Source organism: Streptomyces sp. NPDC059788, assembly GCF_042732265.1.
GTDB lineage: Bacteria > Actinomycetota > Actinomycetes > Streptomycetales > Streptomycetaceae > Streptomyces.
On the sequence record NZ_JBHWHY010000067.1, the window covers coordinates 1 to 21,815 of the forward strand.

A 21,815-nucleotide genomic window follows, 5' to 3' on the forward strand; every position below is an offset into this window, starting at 1 on the left:
GCCGCCATCACCGACACCGTCGAGGACGCCGAGGAGACCGCCTCCCTGATCACCGGCACCCTGCGCCGCGACGACGGCGGCCCCGCCCGCCTCCTCGCCTCCCTCGCCGAGGCCCACGTCCACGGCGCCCCCATCAACTGGACCACCCTCCTCGAAGAACCCGCCCACCACTCCCGGCACATCGACCTCCCCACCTACGCCTTCCAACACGAGCGCTACTGGGCCCAGACCGCGGCTCCGGGCGCGTCGGCTGTGGCGGGTGAGGGTGTCGGGAGTGCGGCCGAGGCCCGGTTCTGGGCCGCGGTGGAGGCGGGTAAGTCGCGTGAGCTGGCGGATACGCTGGCGGTGGACGACGAGCGGCTGGCCGAGCTGCTGCCGGCCCTGGCGTCGTGGCGGCGCCGCGAACGCGACGACGAGACCGTGGCCGACTGGCGGTACGCGATCTCGTGGACGCCGGTGGGCGAGCTCCGCTCGGCGGTGCTGACGGGTACCTGGCTTGTCGTGGCACCGGGCGGCCGGGCGGCCGACACGGAACTGGTGCAGGAGTGCGTTCAGGCGCTTGCCGACCGCGGTGTGGAAGTGGTCGTCACCGAGGTGGCCGGGGGCGAGGCGACTCGTACGGAGCTGGCCGATTACCTGGCCACGGTGCGGGCAGAGGGCACGGACCTCGCGGGAGTCGTGTCGCTGCTGGCCCTGGACGAGGCACCGCTGGCGGACGCCCCGTCGGTGAGCCGAGGCCTCGCGGGGACGCTGGGACTCGTACAGGCGCTGGGCGATGCGGACATTGCCGCGCCGCTGTGGGTGCTGACGCAGGGCGCGGTGGCGACCGGCGAGGCCGAGGCGCTGACCAGCCCCGTACAGAGCCAGGTCTGGGGCCTGGGCCGGGTCGTCGGTCTCGAACACCCCGAGCGCTGGGGTGGTCTCGTCGACCTGCCGCCGACCTGGGACGACCGCATCGCCGCACGCCTTTGCTCGGTGCTCGCCGACGGCAAGGAAGACCAGGTCGCAGTGCGTGGTGCGGGCGTCATGGGACGTCGACTGGTCCATGCTGCCCCTCGTCAGTCGAAGGACCGTGAGCAGTGGGTGCCGGGCGGCGCGGTGCTGGTGACCGGTGGTACGGGTGCGATCGGTGGGCATGTGGGGCGTTGGCTGGCCGGTCGGGGTGCGGAGCGGGTCGTGCTGACCAGCCGCTCCGGTCCCGCCGCGCAGGATGTCGCCGTGCTGGCGGCGGAGCTGGCGGCTGCGGGGGCCCAGGTGGACGTGTTGGCGTGCGATGTTGCTCAGCGCTCCGACGTACAGAACCTGTTGAGCCGTATTGCCGGTGACGGTGGTCCGTCGCTGTGTGGTGTGGTGCATGCGGCGGGTGTGGGTCATGGCGGTGCGGTGGCGGATGTGTCGGTGGCCGGTCTGGCGGCTGCGGTGGAGGCCAAGACCTCCGGCGCCGTCGTGCTGGATGAGCTGACGGCGGCCATGGGCTTGGAGCTGGATGCGTTTGTGCTGTTCTCGTCGGGTGCTGCGACGTGGGGCAGTGGTCTGCTTTCGGGTTATGCGGCGGGTAATGCGTTCCTGGACGCGCTGGCGGAGAACCGGCGGGCCCGCGGGCTGGCCGCGACCTCCGTGGCCTGGGGGCTGTGGGGCGGCGGCGGAATGGTCGGCGGCGAGGCCGGTGAGCAGCTGCGGCGTTACGGAATGCGGGTGATCGACCCGGATCTCGGCATCCGGGCGTTGGCGCAGGCGGTGGATGGTGGTGATACGGCGGTCACGGTCGCGGATGTGGACTGGGAGCGCTTTGCCCCGACCTTCACGTTGCGTCGGCCGAGCCCGCTGATCGCCTCCCTGCCCGAAGTGCAGCGGGCACTTGCCGCCGACTCGGAGACGGACGACGGCCCGGCGGCTCCGGGGGCGAACACCGCCCTCGGGCAGCAACTCACCGGTCTGTCCCGCGCGGAGCAGGACCGGTTGCTGACGGAGCTGGTCCGCGCCGAGGCGGCTGCGGTTCTCGGGCACACGTCGGCCGAGATGGTCGAGTCCGACCGTGCTTTCCGGGAGCTGGGCTTCGACTCGCTGACCGCGGTCGAACTGCGCAACCGTCTCAATGCGGCCACCGGCCTGCAACTGCCCTCCACCTTGGTGTTCGACTACCCCAGCCCCGTCACGCTGGCCGAACATCTGCGGACCGGCCTGCTGGGTGTCGGGAGCGACACCGCCGCTCCGGTGGTGACGGCGGCGGCGTACGGCGAGCCCATCGCGGTCGTCGGCATGGGCTGCCGCTTCCCCGGCGGAGTCGAGAGCCCCGAACAGCTGTGGGACCTGGTGGCGGCGGGCACGGACGCGGTGTCCGGCTTCCCGCAGGACCGCGGCTGGGACCGGGCCGCCGAGGCCGAGGGCACGTACGCACGCGTCGGCGGCTTCATCTACGACGCTCCCGAATTCGACGCGGGCTTCTTCAAGATCAGCCCGCGTGAGGCGCTGGCGATGGACCCGCAGCAGCGGATGCTCCTGGAGGTCTCCTGGGAGGCGCTGGAGCGCGCGGGCATCGACCCGGCGTCGCTGCGCGGCTCGCAGACCGGAGTGTTCGCGGGTGCCACGTACTCGGGTTACGGAACGGGGCTCGTCGGCGGCGACAGCGGCTCCGAGGGATACCTCCTGACCGGCAGCCTGACCGCGGTGATCTCCGGCCGGGTGTCCTACTCCCTGGGCCTGGAGGGCCCGGCGGTGACGGTGGACACGGCGTGCTCGTCCTCGCTGGTGGCACTGCACCAGGCCTGCCAGTCGCTGCGCGCCGGTGAGTGCACGATGGCGCTGGCCGGTGGCGTGGCCGTGATGGCGACAGCCGGAGCGTTCTCCGAATTCTCCGAGCAGCAGGGCATGGCCGCGGACGGCCGGTGCAAGGCGTTCTCGGCCGATGCGGACGGCATCGGCTGGGGCGAAGGCGCGGGCATGGTCGTACTGGAACGGCTGTCGGACGCGCGGCGCAACGGGCACCAGGTGCTGGCCGTCATCCCCGGCAGCGCGATGAACCAGGACGGCGCCAGCAATGGCCTGACGGCGCCGAACGGCCCGTCCCAGCAGCGCGTCATCCGCGCTGCCCTGGCGAACGCGCAGCTGTCGACATCGGACGTCGACGTGGTGGAAGCCCACGGGACCGGTACCAAACTTGGCGATCCGATCGAGGCGCAGGCGCTGCTCGCCACGTACGGACAGGACCGGCCGGAGGAACAGCCGCTGTGGCTGGGATCGGTGAAGTCCAACATCGGTCACCCGCAGACGGCTGCGGGTGTGGCCGGCGTGATCAAGATGGTCCTGGCGCTCCAGCACGGTGAACTGCCGCAGACGTTGTACGCGGACGAGCCGTCGCCGCACGTGGACTGGACGGCGGGTGCCGTGCGCCTGCTGACGGAGGCCCGCCCGTGGTCGGCGGACGGGCGTCCGCGGCGGGCCGGTGTCTCCGCGTTCGGCGTCAGCGGCACGAATGTGCACCTCATCGTCGCGGAAGCCCCCGCCCCCGCCGACGCGGACGAGGAGACCCCCGCCGCGATCGAGCCTGGCGCGGGAGCCGAAGACCAGTCGGAGACGGGGCCGGCGCCGGTGCTGGCCTCGGAGGCCGGAGTATCGGCGTGGCTGGTGTCCGGGCGCAGTGCGGACGGTTTGGCAGCACAGGCAGGCCGACTGCGGGAGTTCGCACTGTCCCGTACGGAGCTGGGGGTGGCGGACGTGGCGTGGGCCTTGGCCACGACGCGGTCCGCTTTCGAGCACCGGGCCGTGGTGACGAGCGCGGACCGTGAGGGCCTGGTGGCCGGGCTGGCCGCGGTGGCTACGGGGCAGCCTGCGGCAGGTGTGGTGTCCGGTACGGATGCGGCTGGTGGTGTCGGCCGTACGGTGTTCGTCTTCCCGGGCCAGGGGAGTCAGTGGCTGGGCATGGGGCGTGAACTGCGCACCATCTCACCGGTGTTCGCGGCCCGTCTGGCCGAGTGCGGTGAAGCGCTGTCCCCGTATGTGGACTGGTCGCTGGACGATGTGCTGTCCGGTGCCGAGGGCGCGCCGGAGCTGGCAACAGCTGATGTGGTGCAGCCCGCGCTGTGGGCGGTCATGGTCTCCCTGGCTGCGGTGTGGCAGGCGGCCGGAGTCACGCCGGACGCGGTGGTCGGCCACTCGCAAGGCGAGATCGCCGCTGCCTGCGTCGCCGGAATCCTCTCCCTGGACGACGCCGCGCGTGTCGTGGCCCTGCGCTCCCGCGCGCTGACCGCTCTGGCCGGTCGTGGCGGCATGCTGTCGGTGGCCGAGCCCGCCGACCGCGTGCGGGACCGCCTCGCTGCGTGGGGCGAGCGCGTATCCGTGGCGGCGGTCAACGGTCCGTCCGCCACGGTCGTCTCCGGCACCCCGGAAGCCCTGGAGGAGCTGGCCGCGGCGTGCGAGGCGGACGGCGTCCGCGCCCGCATGATCCCCGTTGACTACGCCTCCCACAGCCCCCAGGTCGACGCCCTGGAACAGGACATCCTGGACGCTCTGGACGGCATCGAGCCCGCCCCCGCCCAGATCCCGATGATCTCCGCGATGAGCGGGGAGATGCTCGCCGGTCCGGAGCTGGACCCGTCGTACTGGTACGCCAGCCTCCGCGCGACCGTCGAGTTCGACCGCGCCGTGCGCGCGCTGGTCGAGTCCGGGCACCGTACGTTCATCGAGACCTCGCCCCACCCGGTCCTGACCGCCGCGATCACCGACACCATCGAGGACGCCGGCGAGTCCGCTGCCCTGGTCACCGGGACGCTGCGCAGGGACGACGGCGGTGCGGACCGTCTCCTCACGTCCCTCGCGGAGGCCCACGTCCACGGCGCTCCCATCAACTGGACCACCCTCCTGGAGGAACCCGCCCACCCCCGGCACATCGACCTCCCCACCTACGCCTTCCAGCGCCAACGCTTCTGGCCCCAGGCGCCGCAGGCACTGCTCCCCGGCACGGGGGACGCCGCCGGTGACGGTGTGCGCGACGCCGCCGAGGCCGAGTTCTGGGCCGCGGTCGAGGCGGGCGAACTGCGCGAGTTGGCGGAGACACTGGCGGTGGACGACGAGCGGCTGGGCGAACTGCTGCCCGCCCTGGCATCGTGGCGCCGTCGCCAGCAGGACGAATCGGCGGTGACGGACTGGCGGTACCGCATCTCCTGGTCCCCGGTGACCGGTTCCGGGGGCGCGGTCCTGACGGGGACTTGGCTGCTCGTGGTTCCGGGCGGACATGCGGACGCGTCGCCGACGGGCGAGTGCCTGCGGGCGCTGGCCGACCGTGGCGCCGAGGTGGTCGTGGTCGAGGTCGGCCCGGAAGAGTTGGACCGTGCGGCGCTTACTGCCCGCGTGTCCGCAAACCTTCCTGAAGGCGCGCAGGTCGCCGGAGTGGTGTCGCTGCTGATGCTGGACGAGGTGCCGTTGCCGGACGTCCCGACCGTGAGTCGGGGGATGGCGGGCACGCTGGGGCTGGTGCAGGCATTGGGCGACGCGGGACTCGCGGCGCCGCTGTGGCTGCTGACACAGGGCGCGGTCTCCACCGGCGCGGGCGAGACGCTGACCAGTTCCGTGCAGGCGCAGGTCTGGGGGCTGGGCCGCGTCGTGGGGCTCGAACACCCGGAGCGCTGGGGTGGCCTGATCGATCTGCCGCCGGCCTGGGACGACCGGATCGCCGGTCACTTGTGCGCGGCGCTCGCCGACGGTTCGGAGGACCAGGTCGCGCTGCGCCCGGCAGGCGTCATGGCCCGCCGGCTGGTCCGCGCGCCCCGGCCCTCGGGCCGCCGTGAGCGGTGGACTCCACGTGACACGGTGCTGGTCACCGGTGGTACGGGCTCGGTCGGTCGACCCGTCGGTTCGTGGCTGGCCGGGCACGGCGCCGAGCGGATCGTGCTGACCAGCCGTTCCGGCCCGGCCGCGGCGGAGGTGGCCGTACTGGCCGCGGAGCTGGCCGGTGCCGGGAGCCAGGTGGAGGTGGTGGCCTGCGACCTGGCCGAACGTGCCGAGGTCGCAGGGCTGCTGGACCGTATCGCCGCGGACGGTACGCCGCTGCGCGCGGTGCTGCACGCCGCCAACGCCGGGCGTCAAGTGACGCTGGAGAGTACGGATGTCGGCGACCTGGCGGTGGCGTTGGGTGCGAAGGCGGCCGGTGCGGTGTGGCTGGACGAGCTGACGTCGGCCATGGACCTGGACGCGTTCGTCCTCTTCTCCTCCATCGCCGCGACGTGGGGCAGCAATGAGCATGGTGCGTACGCGGCGGGCAACGCGTTCCTGGACGCGTTGGCGGAGGAGCGCCGGGCGCGTGGTCTGGTGGCCTCGTCGGTGGCGTGGGGTGTGTGGGACACGCGTGACTGGGACGCCGTGAACGCGGTGGTGGAGCACGGGCCTGGGAGCGTGACTCCCGCGCGGCTGCTGCGCCAGGGCATGCACTTCCTGAACCCGGAGCGGGCGCTCACCGCGCTGGAGCAGGCCCTGACCGACGACGAAACCTTCCTGGCCGTGGCGGACGTGGACTGGGCGCGGTTCGCGCCGGTGTTCTGTGCGGCGCGGCCCCGGCCGTTGCTGGACCGGATCGCGGAGGCGCGGCAGGAGCCGTCGGCGCCGTCGTCCGCCGACGGGCCGCTCACGGAAGGAGCGGCGGGCGAACTGGCCCAGCGGCTGTCCGGAAAGTCTCCGGGGGAGCGTGAGCGGCTGGTCACCGATGTGGTGCGGACGCACGCGGCCGCGGTGCTCGGGCACGGGACGCTGGACGAGGTCCCGGCCGGCCGGGCCTTCCGCGAGCTGGGCTTCGACTCGCTGACGGCCGTGGAACTGCGGAGCCGTCTCAACGCCGCCACCGGGTTGCGACTGCCCTCGACGGTGGTCTTCGACTACCCGTCCCCGGCCGTCCTGGCCAAGCAGATCGTCGGCGAAGTCCTCGGCGTCACGGAAACCGAAGCGGCCTCCACGGCATCGGCGCCGGCACCGGCGTCGACGGGCGACCTGGCCGAGCCGATCGCGATTGTGGGTATGGGCTGCCGGTATCCGGGCGGTGTGGATGGTCCGGAGCGGTTGTGGGAGTTGCTGTCCGCTGGTGGGGATGCGATTTCCGGTTTTCCGACGGACCGTGGCTGGGATGTGGAGGGTCTGTTCGACCCGGACCCCGACAACCCGGGGACGTCGTATGTCCAGGAGGGTGGCTTCCTTCAGGGGGCGGCGGATTTCGATCCGCGGTTCTTCGGGATCAGTCCGCGTGAGGCGCTGGCGATGGACCCGCAGCAGCGGCTGTTGCTGGAGATTTCCTGGGAGGCGATCGAGCGGGCCGGTATCGACCCGGAGTCCCTGAGGGGCTCCCTGACCGGCGTCTTTGCCGGCGCCGCACCGTCGGGGTACGGGGCGGGTCTGGCCCATGGCGACAGTGAATCCGAGGGGTACCTGATCACCGGGAACACGGGCAGCGTGATCTCGGGACGCGTGGCCTACGCCTTCGGCCTGGAGGGCCCGGCGGTGACGGTGGACACGGCGTGCTCGTCCTCGCTGGTGGCCCTGCACCAGGCGTGCCAGTCGCTGCGCGCCGGTGAGTGCACGATGGCCCTGGCCGGCGGCGTGATGGTGGTCGCGGACCCGACCGAGTTCGTGGGCTTCTCGCGGCAGCGCGTCCTGGCCGCGGACGGCCGGTGCAAGGCGTTCTCGGATGAGGCCGACGGCATGGGCATCGCCGAGGGCGCCGGTGTGGTCCTCGTGGAGCGCCTCTCCGACGCGCGGCGCAACGGGCACGACGTACTGGCGGTGATCCGCGGCAGCGCGGTCAACCAGGACGGCGCGTCGAACGGCCTGACGGCCCCGAACGGCCCGTCCCAGCAGCGCGTCATCCAGGCGGCACTGGCCAACGCGCAGCTCTCCACCGGCGATGTCGACGTGATCGAGGCGCACGGCACCGGCACGGAGCTGGGCGACCCGATCGAGGCGCAGGCGCTGCTGGCGACCTACGGACAGGGCCGGGCGGAGGAGCGGCCCCTGTGGCTGGGGTCGCTCAAGTCGAACATCGGACACACCCAGCAGGCGGCGGGCGTGGCCGGCGTGATCAAGATGGTGCTGGCCCTCCAGCACGGCGTGTTGCCGCGGACGTTGCATGCGGAGGTTCCGTCGTCGCATGTGGACTGGTCGGCGGGTGCGGTGCGGTTGTTGGGTGAGTCGGTGCCGTGGGTGGCGGGTGAGCGGTTGCGGCGTGCTGGTGTGTCGGCGTTCGGGATCAGTGGGACCAATGCGCATGTGGTGTTGGAGGAGGCTCCGTGTGGGGGTGCGGAGTTGGCTGCTGGTGGTGGTCGGTCGGTGTTGTCGGGTGTGGGTGTGGTGCCGTGGTTGGTGTCGGGGCGTGATGGTGCGGGGTTGGTGGGGCAGGCGGGGCGGTTGAGGGAGTCGGTGCTTTCCCGCCCGGGGGTTGAGCCGGTTGACGTGGCGTGGTCGTTGGTGGGGTCGCGGTCGGCGTTTGAGCATCGGGCTGTGGTGCTGGGTGGGGAGTTGGAGGGTTTGGTTGCGGGTTTGGGTGCGGTGGTTGAGGGGCGTTCGGCTTCCGGTGTGGTCAGTGGTGTGGAGGCGGGTTCGGTGCGGGTGGGGTTTGTGTTTGCGGGTCAGGGGTCGCAGCGGGTGGGGATGGGTGCTGAGTTGTATGGGGTGAGTGAGGTGTTTGCTGGGGCGTTTGATGAGGCGTGCGGGTTGTTGGAGGGGGAGTTGGGGTTGCCGGTGCGGGATGTGGTGTTGGGGCGTGGTGTGGGTGTGGAGGAGTTGGCGGTGCGGACGGTGTTTGCGCAGGCGGGGTTGTTTGCGGTGGAGGTGGGTCTGGTGGCGTTGCTGCGGTCGTGCGGGATCGTGGCCGACGCAGTGGTGGGGCATTCGGTGGGGGAGTTCGCGGCGGCGTATGTGGCGGGGGTGTTGTCGTTGGGGGATGCGTGCCGTCTGGTGGCGGTGCGGGCGCGGTTGATGGAGGCGTTGCCGGAGGGCGGGGCGATGGCTGCCGTGGCGGCGTCGGAGGAGGAGATGCGGGAGGCGCTTGCGGGTGTGGCGGGGGTGGAGGTGGCGGCGGTCAACGGTCCGGCTTCGGTGGTGGTGTCGGGTGAGGTCGAGGCGGTGGAGAAGGTTGTTGAGGTGTGGGGTGAGCGCGGGCACCGGGTGCGGCGGCTGCGGGTCAGCCACGCGTTCCACTCCGCTCGTATGGAGCCGGTGTTGGAGGAGTTGGGGCGGGCTGCTGAGGGTGTGGAGCATCGGGCGCCGGAGATTGCGTGGGCGTGTGGTGTGACGGGTGAGGTGGTTGAGGAGGTTCGTCCGGACTACTGGCCGGTGCAGGCGCGGGAGGCGGTGCGTTTTGCGGATGCGGTGGGTGCGTTGGCGCGGCAGGGCGTGACGGTGTTCGTGGAGATTGGCCCGGACGGGACGTTGTCGGCGATGGGTCCGTCCGCTCTGGACGGCCATGAGGCCTCGCCCGGTAGTTCTCCGGTGTTTGTGCCGATGCTGCGTAGGGATGTGGCGGCGGGTGAGTCGGTGCTGACGGCGTTGGCCCAGGCACACGTGCGGGGCGTGGCGGTGGATTGGGCGGCGGTGCTCGGCCAGGGGCAGCGCGTTGAGCTTCCGACGTATGCCTTCCAGCGGCAGCGGTATTGGCCGCAGGCGTCCCAGGCGCCCGCCCCGGTGGCGAAGGACACGGTCGGCAGTGCGGCTGAAGCCGAGTTCTGGGCCGCCGTCGAAGGCGGCAACCTCCGAGGCCTCGCCGACACGCTGGCGATTGATGAGCAGCGTCCCTTCCACGAGGTGTTGCCGGCGTTGGCGTCGTGGCGGCGTCGGGAGCGTGACGATTCGGCGGTGGCGGACTGGCGTTACGGCATCTCGTGGACGCCGGTGGGCGAGCCGTCGTCGGCGGTACTGTCCGGCACCTGGCTCGTCGTGGCGCCATCGGGGCAGACGGACGCCGAGCTGATACGGGCGGCCCTGACCGACCGCGGCGCGCGGGTGGTCTTTGCCGAATCCGCCTCGAACGAGGTGGACCGGGCGGCGCTGGCCGAGCGGATCACCGACGTCGTGCCCGAGGGAGCCGAGCTGTCCGGCATCGTGTCGCTGCTGGCGCTGGACGAGGCGCCGTTGGCGGACGTACCGGTGGTGCACCGGGGTGTGGCCGGGACGCTGGGCCTGGTGCAGGCGCTGGGTGACGCGGGAATCGAGGCTCCGTTGTGGGCGCTGACCCGGGGAGCGGTGGCGACGGGTTCGTCCGAGGCGCCGACCAGTCCCGTGCAGGCGCAGGTCTGGGGCCTGGGCCGGGTCGTCGGTCTCGAACACCCCGAGCGCTGGGGCGGTCTGATCGATCTGCCGTCGGCCTGGGACGATCGCACCGCGACCCGTCTCTGTGGTCTCCTCGCCGACAGCGATGGTGAGGATCAGCTTGCACTGCGCTCGGCCGGGGTTGTGGCGCGTCGTCTGGTGCGTGCTGCGCGTCCGTCGGGTGACCGGCGGCAGTGGGTGCCGCGTGGCACGGTGCTGGTGACTGGTGGTACGGGTGCGATCGGTGGGAACACCGCCCGGTGGCTGGCGGGGCGGGGTGCGCCGCGCCTGGTGCTGACCAGCCGTTCCGGCCCGGCCGCTGCGGGTGTGGCGGCGCTGGCCGCGGAGCTTGCGGGCAGCGGTAGCCAGGTCGAGGTCGCGGCCTGTGACATGGCGCAACGAGCCGAAGTAGCGGGCCTGCTGGACCGCATTGCCGCGGATGGCAACGGTCCGGAGCTGTGCGGTGTGGTGCACAGTGCGGGTCTGGGTGAGGCCACCGCGCTGGAGTCCTTCTCCCTCGCGGACCTGGAGCGGGTCTCGGCGGTCAAGACGGCGGGTGCGGTGTGGCTGGACGAGCTGACCGCCGACCTCGACCTCGATGCGTTCGTTCTCTTCTCGTCGATCGCCGCGACCTGGGGCAGCAGCTTCCAGCCGGGCTACGCGGCGGCGAACGCCTTCCTCGACGCGCTCGCCGAGAGCCGACGGGCCCGGGGCCAGGCCGCGACATCCGTGGCCTGGGGGCTGTGGGGCGGTGAAGGCATGGGCGCCGGAGAGGCCGGCGTGCAGTTGCAGCGGCATGGACTGCGGGTCATGGACCCTGGCCTGGGCATTCAGGCCCTGGCGCAGGCGGTGGACAGCGGGGACACGACGGTCACGGTCGTGGACGTGGACTGGGAGCGATTCGCGCCGACGTTCACTCTGCGCCGCCCGAGCCCGCTGCTCGCCTCGCTGCCCGAGGTCCAGCTGGCGCTGGCACCCGCCGGAGGTGCCGGAGCCGGCGACGGCTCGTCGGCCCCGGGCACGGACACCGCACTGGGGCAGCGGCTGGCGGGGCTGTCCCGGGCGGAGCAGGACCGGTTGCTGACAGACCTGGTCCGTACGGAGGCTGCCGCGGTGCTCGGCTACCCCTCCGCGGATGCGGTGGAGGAGGAGCGGGCGTTCAAGGAGCTGGGATTCGATTCGCTGACCGCGGTCGAGCTCCGTAACCGGCTCAATGCGGCCACCGGTCTCCAGCTGCCCGCCACCCTCATATTCGACTACCCCAACCCCGCTGTTCTCGCCGAGTATCTGAGGGCCGAGGAGTTCAAGGGCGAGGGAACCGGAATGTCCCTCATGGACGAGCTGGACAAGCTCGAATCCGCCTTTGCCGTGACCACTCCCGACGGTGAAACGCGTGAACTGGTCGCGGCCCGTTTGCAGGCGTTCCTCGCCAGGTGGAACGGAAATGGGGAGCAGTCGACGAGTCAAGGTGTCGCGCAGAAGATCGAGACCGCGACGGATGACGAGATGTTCGAGTTCATCAACAAGGAGCTCGGCAGGTCCTGAGCAAGCAGGCGGCAATTCTCTGAGATCGATCTGAGATCGAACAGTAAGCGAGGTTCCGGTGGCGACCGAAGATACTCTGCGCGATTACCTGAAATGGACGACGACCAACCTGGCCGAGGCGCGCCAGCGTGTGAACGAGTTGGAGGAACGCAGCCACGAGCCGTTGGCTGTGGTGGGTATGGGGTGTCGGTTGCCGGGTGGTGTGGGGGGTCCGGAGGGGTTGTGGGATGTGGTGGTGGGTGGGGTGGATGTGGTGTCGGGGTTTCCGGGGGATCGGGGTTGGGATGTGGGTGGGGGTGTGGGTGGTGGTGGTTATGCGCGGCAGGGTGGTTTTGTGTCGGGGGTTGCGGATTTTGATGCGGGGTTTTTTGGGATCAGTCCGCGTGAGGCGTTGGCGATGGATCCGCAGCAGCGGTTGTTGTTGGAGGTGTCGTGGGAGGCGTTGGAGCGGGCTGGTGTGGATGCGGGTGTGTTGCGGGGTTCGCGGGCGGGTGTGTTTGTGGGGGCGTCGTCGTCGGGGTATGGGGCGGGTTTGGGTGGTGGGGTGGGGGGTTCTGAGGGTTATGTGATGACGGGTAATGCGGGGAGTGTGATTTCGGGGCGGGTGGCGTATGCGTTGGGGTTGGAGGGTCCGGCGGTGACGGTGGATACGGCGTGTTCGTCGTCGTTGGTGGCGTTGCATTTGGCGTGTCAGGCGTTGCGGGGTGGGGAGTGTTCGTTGGCGTTGGTGGGTGGGGTGACGGTGATGGCGACGCCGGGGACGTTTGCGGAGTTTTCGCGGCAGCAGGGGTTGGCTGCGGATGGTCGGTGCAAGGCGTTTTCGGCGGGTGCGGATGGTACGGGGTGGGCTGAGGGTGCGGGTGTGCTGGTGGTGGAGCGGTTGTCGGATGCGCGGCGTCATGGGCGTCGGGTGCTGGCGGTGGTGCGGGGCAGTGCGGTCAACCAGGACGGTGCCAGCAATGGTCTGACGGCGCCGAACGGTCCCTCCCAGCAGCGCGTCATCCGCGCCGCGCTGGCCAGTGCCCGGCTGTCGGCCTCGGACGTGGACGTGGTGGAGGCCCATGGCACCGGCACGGTGCTGGGTGACCCCATCGAGGCGCAGGCCGTGTTGGCGACGTACGGTCAGGGCCGTCCGGAGAACCGGCCGCTGTGGCTGGGGTCGGTGAAGTCCAACATCGGTCATACGCAGCAGGCTGCGGGTGTGACCGGTGTGATGAAGATGGTTTTGGCGTTGCGTCATGGGGTGTTGCCGCGGACGTTGCATGCCGAAGAGCCGTCGCCGCATGTGGACTGGTCGGCAGGTGCGGTGCGTCTGCTGAACGAGGCGGTGGTGTGGCCGGAGGGCGAGCAGCCGCGCCGGGCCGGAGTGTCGGCCTTCGGCATGAGCGGCACCAACGCGCACGTCATCATCGAAGAAGCCCCCGCCGACGAGAGCGACACTCCCGACACGGCTGCGGGCGACGACACCGCGAACGCCGACGCGGCGACCTCTGACGGTGCCGCTGAGGTGGCGGCGCCTCCGGTCCTGTCGGGAGCAGGGGCAGGAGCAGGAGCAGAAGCGGGAGCGGGCGCAGGCACAGGCGCGAAGGCGGGCACGTCGGCGTGGCTGGTGTCGGGCCGGTCGGCGGAGAGCCTGGCAGCGCAGGCAGGCCGACTGCGCGAGTTCGCGCTGTCCCGGGCTGACCTGGAACCGGCGGACGTGGCCTGGTCGTTGGCGACCACCCGTGCCACGTTCGAGCACCGCGCCGTCGTGACAGGCGCGGACCGCGAGGTCCTGGCGGCCGGGCTGGCCGCGGTGGCGACCGGCCGGCCGGCCGCCGGTGTGGTGTCCGGCGCGATCCGGCCCGGCGGCGTGGGCCGTACGGCGTTCGTCTTCCCGGGGCAGGGGAGTCAGTGGCTGGGGATGGGGCGCGAACTGCGCCAGGTTTCCCCGGTGTTCGCGCAGCGGCTGGCGGAGTGTGGCGAGGCGCTGTCCCCGTACGTGGACTGGTCGCTGGACGATGTGCTGTCCGGTGCCGAGGGCGCACCCGCGCTGGAGACAGCGGATGTGGTGCAGCCCGCGCTGTGGGCGGTCATGGTGTCGCTCGCCGCCGTATGGCAGGCGGCCGGAGTCACGCCGGACGCGGTCGTAGGACACAGCCAGGGCGAGATCGCCGCCGCCTGCGTCGCCGGAATCCTCTCCCTGGACGACGCGGCGCGCGTCGTGGCCCTGCGCTCCCGCGCCCTGACGGCCCTCGCCGGCCGCGGCGGCATGCTGTCGGTGGCCGAGCCCGCGGACCGCGTACGCGACCGGATCACCCCCTGGGGCGACCACGTATCCGTAGCAGCGGTCAACGGCCCGTCCGCCACCGTCGTCTCCGGCACCCCCGAAGCCCTGGAGGAACTGGCCGCGGCCTGCGAGTCGGACGGCATCCGCGCCCGCATGATCCCGGTGGATTACGCCTCCCACAGCCCTCAGGTCGACGCCCTCGAACAGGACATCCTGAACGCCCTGGACGGCATCAAGCCCGCCCAGGCCCACACCCCGATGATCTCCGCGATGAGCGGCGAGATGCTCGCCGGCCCGGAACTGGACCCGTCGTACTGGTACGCCAGCCTCCGCGCCCCCGTCGAGTTCGACTGCGCCATCCGCACCCTCGCCGAGTCCGGCCACCGTACGTACATCGAGACCTCGCCCCACCCCGTCCTGACCGCCGCCATCACCGACACCACGGAGGGCGTCCTGCGCGCGGCGGCGGGCGACGCGCCCGTAACCGCCGCATCGGCGGTGATCGGCACGCTCCGACGCGATGACGGCGGCGCGGACCGCCTCCTTGCCTCTCTCGCGGAGGCCCACGTCCGCGGCATCGGTGTGGACTGGACGACGGTGCTGGAGCGCGCGGAGTGGGTCGACCTCCCGACGTACGCCTTCCGCCATGAGCGCTACTGGCCGGAACCACCGGTTCCGGGCGCGTCGGCTGTGGCGGGTGAGGGTGTCGGGAGTGCGGCCGAGGCCCGGTTCTGGGCTGCGGTGGAGGCGGGTAAGTCGCGTGAGCTGGCGGATACGCTGGCGGTGGACGACGAGCGGCTGGCCGAGCTGCTGCCGGCCCTGGCCTCGTGGCGGCGCCGCGAGCGCGACGACGAGACCGTGGCCGACTGGCGGTACCACATTTCCTGGGTACCGGTACGTGACCCGGGTTCGGCGGTGCTGTCGGGTACCTGGCTCATGGTGATCCCGGCCGACCAGGCGGACTCCGAGCCGGTACGGGGATGCGTCCAAGCCCTGACCGCCCGAGGCGCCGCCCCCGTCCTCGTCGAGGTGGCCGCGGGCGCTGTGGACCGCGTGGCGCTGGCCGAGCAGATCACGAAGGCGCTGGCAGGGGACACGCAGGTCACCGGAGTCGTATCGCTGCTGGCGCTGGACGAGGCGCCGACGGCCGATGCCCCGGTGGTCAGCCAGGGCCTCGCGGGCACCATGGTGCTCGTACAGGCGCTGGGAGACCTCGACCTGACCGCCCCGCTCTGGGCGCTCACTCAAGGGGCGGTGGCGACCGGCGAGGCCGAGGCGCTGACCAGCCCCGTGCAGGCACAGGTCTGGGGTCTGGGCCGGGTTGTCGGCCTGGAACACCCCGAGCGCTGGGGTGGTCTCATCGACCTGCCGCAGACCTGGGACGACCGGACCGCCACCCGCCTCTGCGCCTTCCTCGCCGACGGCGGCGGAGAAGAAGACCAGCTCGCACTGCGCCCGAACGGAGCCCTGGCGCGTCGTCTGATCCACGCCCCTCGCCCGTCGCAAGGCCGCGAGGAGTGGGTGCCGAAGGGCACGGTTCTCGTGACCGGTGGTACGGGTGCGATCGGTGGGCATGTGGGGCGTTGGCTGGCCGGTCGTGGCGCCGAGCGTGTCGTGCTGACCAGCCGCTCCGGTCCCGCCGCGTCGGGCGTTGCCGCTCTGGCGGCGGAGCTGGCCGCTGCCGGTACTCAGGTGGACGTGGTGTCCTGCGACATCGCACAAAGGACAGGCACAGCAGCCCTGTTGAGCCGTATCGACGGTGACGGTGGTCCGTCGCTGTGTGGTGTGGTGCACGCGGCGGGTGTGGGTCACGGCGGTGCGGTGGCGGACACATCGGTGGCCGGTCTGGCGGCCGCGGTGGAGGCCAAGACGGCGGGCGCGGTCCTCCTGGATGAGCTGACGGCGGCGATGGGCCTGGAGCTGGATGCGTTTGTGCTGTTCTCGTCGGGTGCTGCGACGTGGGGCAGCGGTCTGCTTTCGGGCTATGCGGCGGGTAACGCGTTCCTGGACGCGCTGGCGGAGAACCGGCGGACCCGCGGGCTGGCCGCGACCTCCGTGGCCTGGGGTCTGTGGGGCGGCGGCGGAATGGTCGGCGGCGAGGCCGGGGAAGGGCTGCGTCGGCTGGGTATGCGGGTGATCGATCCGGATCTCGGCATCCGGGCGTTGGCGCAGGCGGTGGATGGTGGTGATACGGCGGTCACGGTCGCGGATGTGGACTGGGAGCGTTTCGCCCCGACGTTCACGTTGCGTCGGCCGAGCCCGCTGATCGCCTCCCTGCCCGAGGTGCGGAGTGTCCTCACCACCGACAGCGCGTCCGCGAGCAGTGCGAAGCCGCTGAGCGAGCTGGGACAGCAACTCGCGGGTCTGTCCGGGGCGGAGCAGGACCGGCTGTTGACCGAACTGGTCCGCGCCGAGGCCGCCGCGGTACTCGGGCACACGTCGGCCGAGATGGTCGAGTCCGACCGCGCCTTCCGGGAGCTGGGCTTCGACTCGCTGACCGCCGTCGAACTGCGCAACCGTATGAACGCGGCCACCGGCCTGCAACTGCCCTCCACCCTGGTGTTCGACTACCCCAGCCCGGCCGTACTCGCCGGATATCTGCGGTCCCAGTTGCTGGGTGTCCGGAGCGATGCGGCCGCTCCGGTGGTGACGGCGGCGGCGTACGGCGAGCCCATCGCGGTCGTCGGCATGGGCTGCCGCTTCCCCGGCGGAGTCGAGAGCCCCGAACAGCTCTGGTCCCTGCTGGCCGCCGGTACGGACGCGGTGTCCGAGTTCCCCCGCGACCGCGGATGGGAGGCGATGGGGGCCGAGGGCACGTCGTATGCGCAGGTGGGCGGCTTCATCTACGACGCGGCGGAGTTCGACGCGGGCTTCTTCGGGATCAGCCCGCGTGAGGCGCTGGCGATGGACCCGCAGCAGCGGATGCTGCTGGAGGTCTCCTGGGAGGCGATCGAGCGGGCGGGCATCGACCCGGAGAGTCTGCGCGGCTCGCAGACCGGGGTGTTCGCGGGAGCGACGTACTCGGGCTACGCGATGGGGCTGGCCGGCGGGTCGAGCGGAGCGGAAGGCTACCTCCTGACCGGCAGCCTGACCGCGGTGATCTCCGGCCGGGTGTCCTACTCCCTGGGCCTGGAGGGCCCGGCCGTCACGGTGGACACGGCATGCTCGTCGTCGCTGGTGGCGCTGCACCAGGCCTGCCAGTCGCTGCGCGCCGGTGAGTGCACGATGGCGCTGGCCGGTGGCGTGGCCGTGATGGCGACGCCGGGCGGATTCGTGGAATTCTCCCGGCAGCAGGGCATGGCCGCGAACGGCCGCTGCAAGGCGTTCTCGGCGGACGCGGACGGCATCGGCTGGGCCGAGGGCGCGGGCGTCGTCGTACTGGAGCGCCTGTCCGAAGCCCGCCGCAACGGACACCAGGTGCTGGCGGTCATCCCCGGCAGCGCGGTCAACCAGGACGGCGCGTCGAACGGCCTGACGGCCCCGAACGGCCCCTCCCAACAGCGCGTCATCCAGACCGCGCTGGCCAACGCACAGCTGTCGACGGACGATGTCGACGTCGTCGAGGCGCACGGCACCGGTACGACGCTGGGCGACCCGATCGAGGCCCAGGCCCTGCTGGCGACGTACGGGCAAGGGCGGCCGGAGGAGCGCCCGCTGTGGCTGGGGTCGGTGAAGTCCAACATCGGCCATCCGCAGACGGCCGCGGGTGTGGCCGGCGTGATCAAGATGGTTCTGGCGCTCCAGCACGGTGAACTGCCGAGGACGCTGTACGCGGACGAGCCGTCGCCGCACGTGGACTGGACGGCGGGCGCCGTGCGCCTGCTGACGGAAGCCCGCCCGTGGTCGGCGGGCGACCGACCGCGCCGGGCCGGGGTGTCGGCGTTCGGTGTCAGCGGCACGAATGTGCACCTCATCGTCGCGGAAGCCCCCGATCCCGCCGACGAGGACGAGGAGACTCCCGCCGCGATCGAGCCTGGCGCGGGCGCCGAAGACCAGTCGGCGTCGGAGGCGGCACCGGGACCGGTGCCCGTGCCGGTGCTGGCCGCGGAGGCCGGAGTGTCGGCGTGGCTGGTGTCCGGGCGCAGTGCGGACGGTTTGGCAGCGCAGGCAGGACGGCTGCGCGAGTTCGCCGTGGCCCGCCCGGATTTGGCGCCGGCGGACGTGGCGTGGTCGTTGGCGACCACTCGTGCCACGTTCGAGCACCGGGCCGTCGTGACGGGCACGGACCGCGAGGTCCTGGCGGCCGGGCTGGCCGCGGTGGCGACCGGCCAACCTGCTGCCGGTGTGGTCTCAGGGGTAAGGACCTCGGAGGGCGTGGGCCGGACGGTGTTCGTCTTCCCGGGTCAGGGGAGTCAGTGGCTGGGCATGGGGCGCGAACTGCGCACGGTCTCACCCGTATTCGCTGCCCGTCTGGCCGAGTGCGCGAAGGCGCTGTCTCCGTACGTGGACTGGTCGCTGGACGAGGTGTTGTCCGGTGCCGAGGGTGCGCCCGCGCTGGAGACCGCGGATGTGGTGCAGCCTGCGCTGTGGGCGGTGATGGTGTCTCTCGCCGCCGTATGGCAGGCGGCGGGTGTGCAGCCGGACGCGGTGGTGGGCCACTCGCAGGGTGAGATCGCGGCGGCCTGCGTCGCCGGAATTCTCTCCCTGGATGATGCGGCCCGCGTCGTGGCTCTCCGTTCCCGCGCGCTGACGGCTCTCGCCGGCCGTGGCGGCATGCTGTCGGTCGCCGAACCGGCCGACCGCGTACGGGACCGGATCACCCCTTGGGGCGACCGCGTATCCGTAGCAGCCGTGAACGGTCCGTCCGCCACGGTCGTCTCCGGCACCCCCGAAGCCCTGGAGGAACTGGCCGCGGCCTGCGAGGCGGACGGCATCCGCGCCCGCCTCATCCCGGTGGACTACGCCTCCCACAGCCCCCAGGTCGACGCCCTCGAACAGGAAATCCTGGACGTTCTGGACGGCATCGCCCCCACCGAGGCCGAGATCCCGATGATCTCCGCGATGAGCGGGGAGATGCTCGCCGGCCCGGAGCTGGACCCGTCCTACTGGTACGCCAGTCTCCGCGCCCCCGTCGAGTTCGACCGCGCGATTCGCACCCTCACCGAGTCCGGCCACCGCGCCTTCATCGAAACCTCTCCCCACCCGGTCCTCACCGCCGCCATCACCGACACCACGGAGGCCGCCAACACCCCCGCCCCCCTGATCACCGGCACCCTGCGCCGTGACGACGGCGGCCCCGCCCGCCTCCTCGCCTCCCTCGCCGAGGCCCACGTCCACGGCGCCCCCATCAACTGGACCACCCTCCTCGAAGAGCCCACCCACTCCCGGCACATCGACCTCCCCACCTACGCCTTCCAACGCCAACGCTTCTGGCCCCAGGCGCCGGAGTCGGTGGAACGCGATGTCAGCGTGGCCGGAGCCGAGGGAGCCGGTACCGAGGCCGAGGCGCGTTTCTGGGCCGCCGTCGAGGAAGGCGCCCTGCAGGAGATCGCGGAAACGCTGGCGATCGACGAGCAGCGCCCGTTCCACGAGGTGCTGCCCGCCCTGGCGTCGTGGCGGCGCCGCGACCGTGACGACTCCGCCGTTGCGGACTGGCGCTACCGGGTGTCCTGGACCCCGGTGACGAAGCTGGACGCAGCGGTGCTGTCCGGTGTCTGGCTGCTCGTCGTACCGGCCGGGCACGCCGACGGCGAACTGGCGCAAGGCTGCGCGCGGGCGCTGGCCGACTGCGGAGCCCAGGTCGTCGTCGCCGGAGTCGATCCGGCCGACGCCGACCGTCTGGACCGGGCGGCGCTGGCCGACCGGCTCACCCGGACCCTGGCCGGAGCCGAGGTGCTCCGGGTGTCCGGTGTCGTCTCGCTGCTCGCGCTGGACGACACCCCCGTACCGGACAACCCGACCGTGCCCAACGGTGTGGCCGGCACGCTTTCGCTCGTGCAGGCGCTGGGCGACGCGGCGATCGACGCCCCGCTGTGGGCGGTGACGCAGGGCGCGGTGGCCACTGGAGCCGCCGAGTCGCCGACACACCCCGTACAGGGCCAGATCTGGGGCCTGGGCCGGGTCGTCGGCCTGGAACACCCCGAGCGCTGGGGCGGTCTGATCGACCTGCCGCCGGCCTGGGACGACCGCACCGCGGCCCGCTTCTGCGCCGTCCTCGCCGACGGCAAGGAGGACCAGGTCGCGCTGCGCCCGGCGGGGGTCATGGCCCGTCGGCTGGTACGCGCGGCTGCCCGCCGGACCCATGGGGAACGGTGGGTGCCGCGTGGGACGGTGCTGGTCACGGGTGGTACGGGGCAGGTTGGGCCGTATCTGGTGCGGTGGCTGGCGGAGCGTGGGGCCGAGCGGGTGGTGATGACGAGCCGTTCGGGTCCGTCGGCGGCGTCCGTGGCGACGTTGGCGGCGTTGGCCGAGGCGGGGGCCGAGGTCTGCATGGTGGCGTGTGACGTGGCGCAGCGCTCCGAAGTGGAGGGCCTGCTGAGTCACCTTGCCTCGGACGGTCCGCCGCTGCGCGCCGTGCTGCACGCCGCCAACGCCGGCCGCCAGGTCTCCTTGGACGGTACGGACATCGACGACCTGGCCGTGGCGCTGGGGCCCAAGGCGGCCGGTGCGGTGTGGCTGGACGAGCTGACGGCTGGCCTCGATCTGGACGCGTTCGTGCTGTTCTCGTCGATCGCGGCGACGTGGGGGAGCGGTGAGCACGCCGCGTACGCGGCGGGCAACGCGTTCCTGGACGCGTTGGCGGCGCATCGGCGTGGGCGTGGTCTGGCGGCGACCTCGGTGGCGTGGGGTGTGTGGGACACGCGTGACTGGGACGCCGTGAACGCGGTGGTCGAGCACAGGCCGGGCAGTGTGACCCCCGCGCGGCTGCTGCGCCAGGGCATGCACTTCCTGAACCCGGAGCGGGCGCTCACCGCGCTGGAGCAGGCCCTGACCGACGACGAAACGTTCCTGGCCGTGGCGGACGTGGACTGGGCGAAGTTCGCCCCGGTCTTCACCGCCATGCGGTCCTGGCCCCTGCTCGACCAGATCCCGGAAGTCCGGCAGCAGCAGTCCGTCCCGCCGGTGGTCACAGCCGTTTCCGAACAGCCGGAAGGGCTCGCCGCGCGGCTCGCCACCATGCCTCCGGCGGAACGGGAACGGGCCGTCACCGACCTGGTGTGCACACACGCCGCCGCGGTACTGGGTTACGCGACCGACGCGGACGTACCGGCCGACCGGGCATTCAGGGACATGGGATTCGACTCCCTGACCGCGGTCGAACTCCGTAACCGGCTCAATGCCGCCACCGGACTGCGACTGCCCGCCACGGTGATTTTCGACTACCCCACTTCCGCCGCGCTGGCCGACTACCTGCTGGCGGAAACCCTCGGCCGGGAAGACCGGGACAACCGGGAAGACCGGCCGAGCCGAGAAGGCCGGGAAGACCGGCCAGGCCGGGAAAACCGGGAAACCCGGATAAGCCGGGAAGACCGGCAAGCAGACCAGCTGCCCGCTTTGGAAGAACTGGAGAGGCTTGGCGCGATGCTGTCGTCGCATCCCCACGACGACGAGGTGAAACGCGAGATCGCCGACCGGCTGGAAGCGCTCACGCGGCAGTTCCGCACCACCACGGCTGCGGACGACGCGGACGCGCCATTCGGCCGCGATCTCGCGGCAGCGGCGGACGACGAGATGTTCAACCTCGTCGAGGACGAGTTGAACACTCCCGATTTTGACTGAC

2 protein-coding genes are annotated in these 21,815 nt (G+C 71.8%); both read left to right on the forward strand.

The features are described 5' to 3' along the window. Window positions 1-11,826, forward strand: an 11,826-nt coding sequence (locus tag ACFV57_RS38450; protein WP_385242504.1) for a type I polyketide synthase, incomplete at its 5' end; no start/stop codon positions are given. 58 nt (window positions 11,827-11,884) lie between these two features. Further along, window positions 11,885-21,814 carry a type I polyketide synthase gene (locus tag ACFV57_RS38455; protein WP_385242506.1) on the forward strand — a complete coding sequence of 3,310 codons (9,930 nt, stop codon included), beginning with the start codon at window positions 11,885-11,887 and terminating at the stop codon, window positions 21,812-21,814. The last annotated feature ends 1 nt before the right edge of the window (window position 21,815 follow it).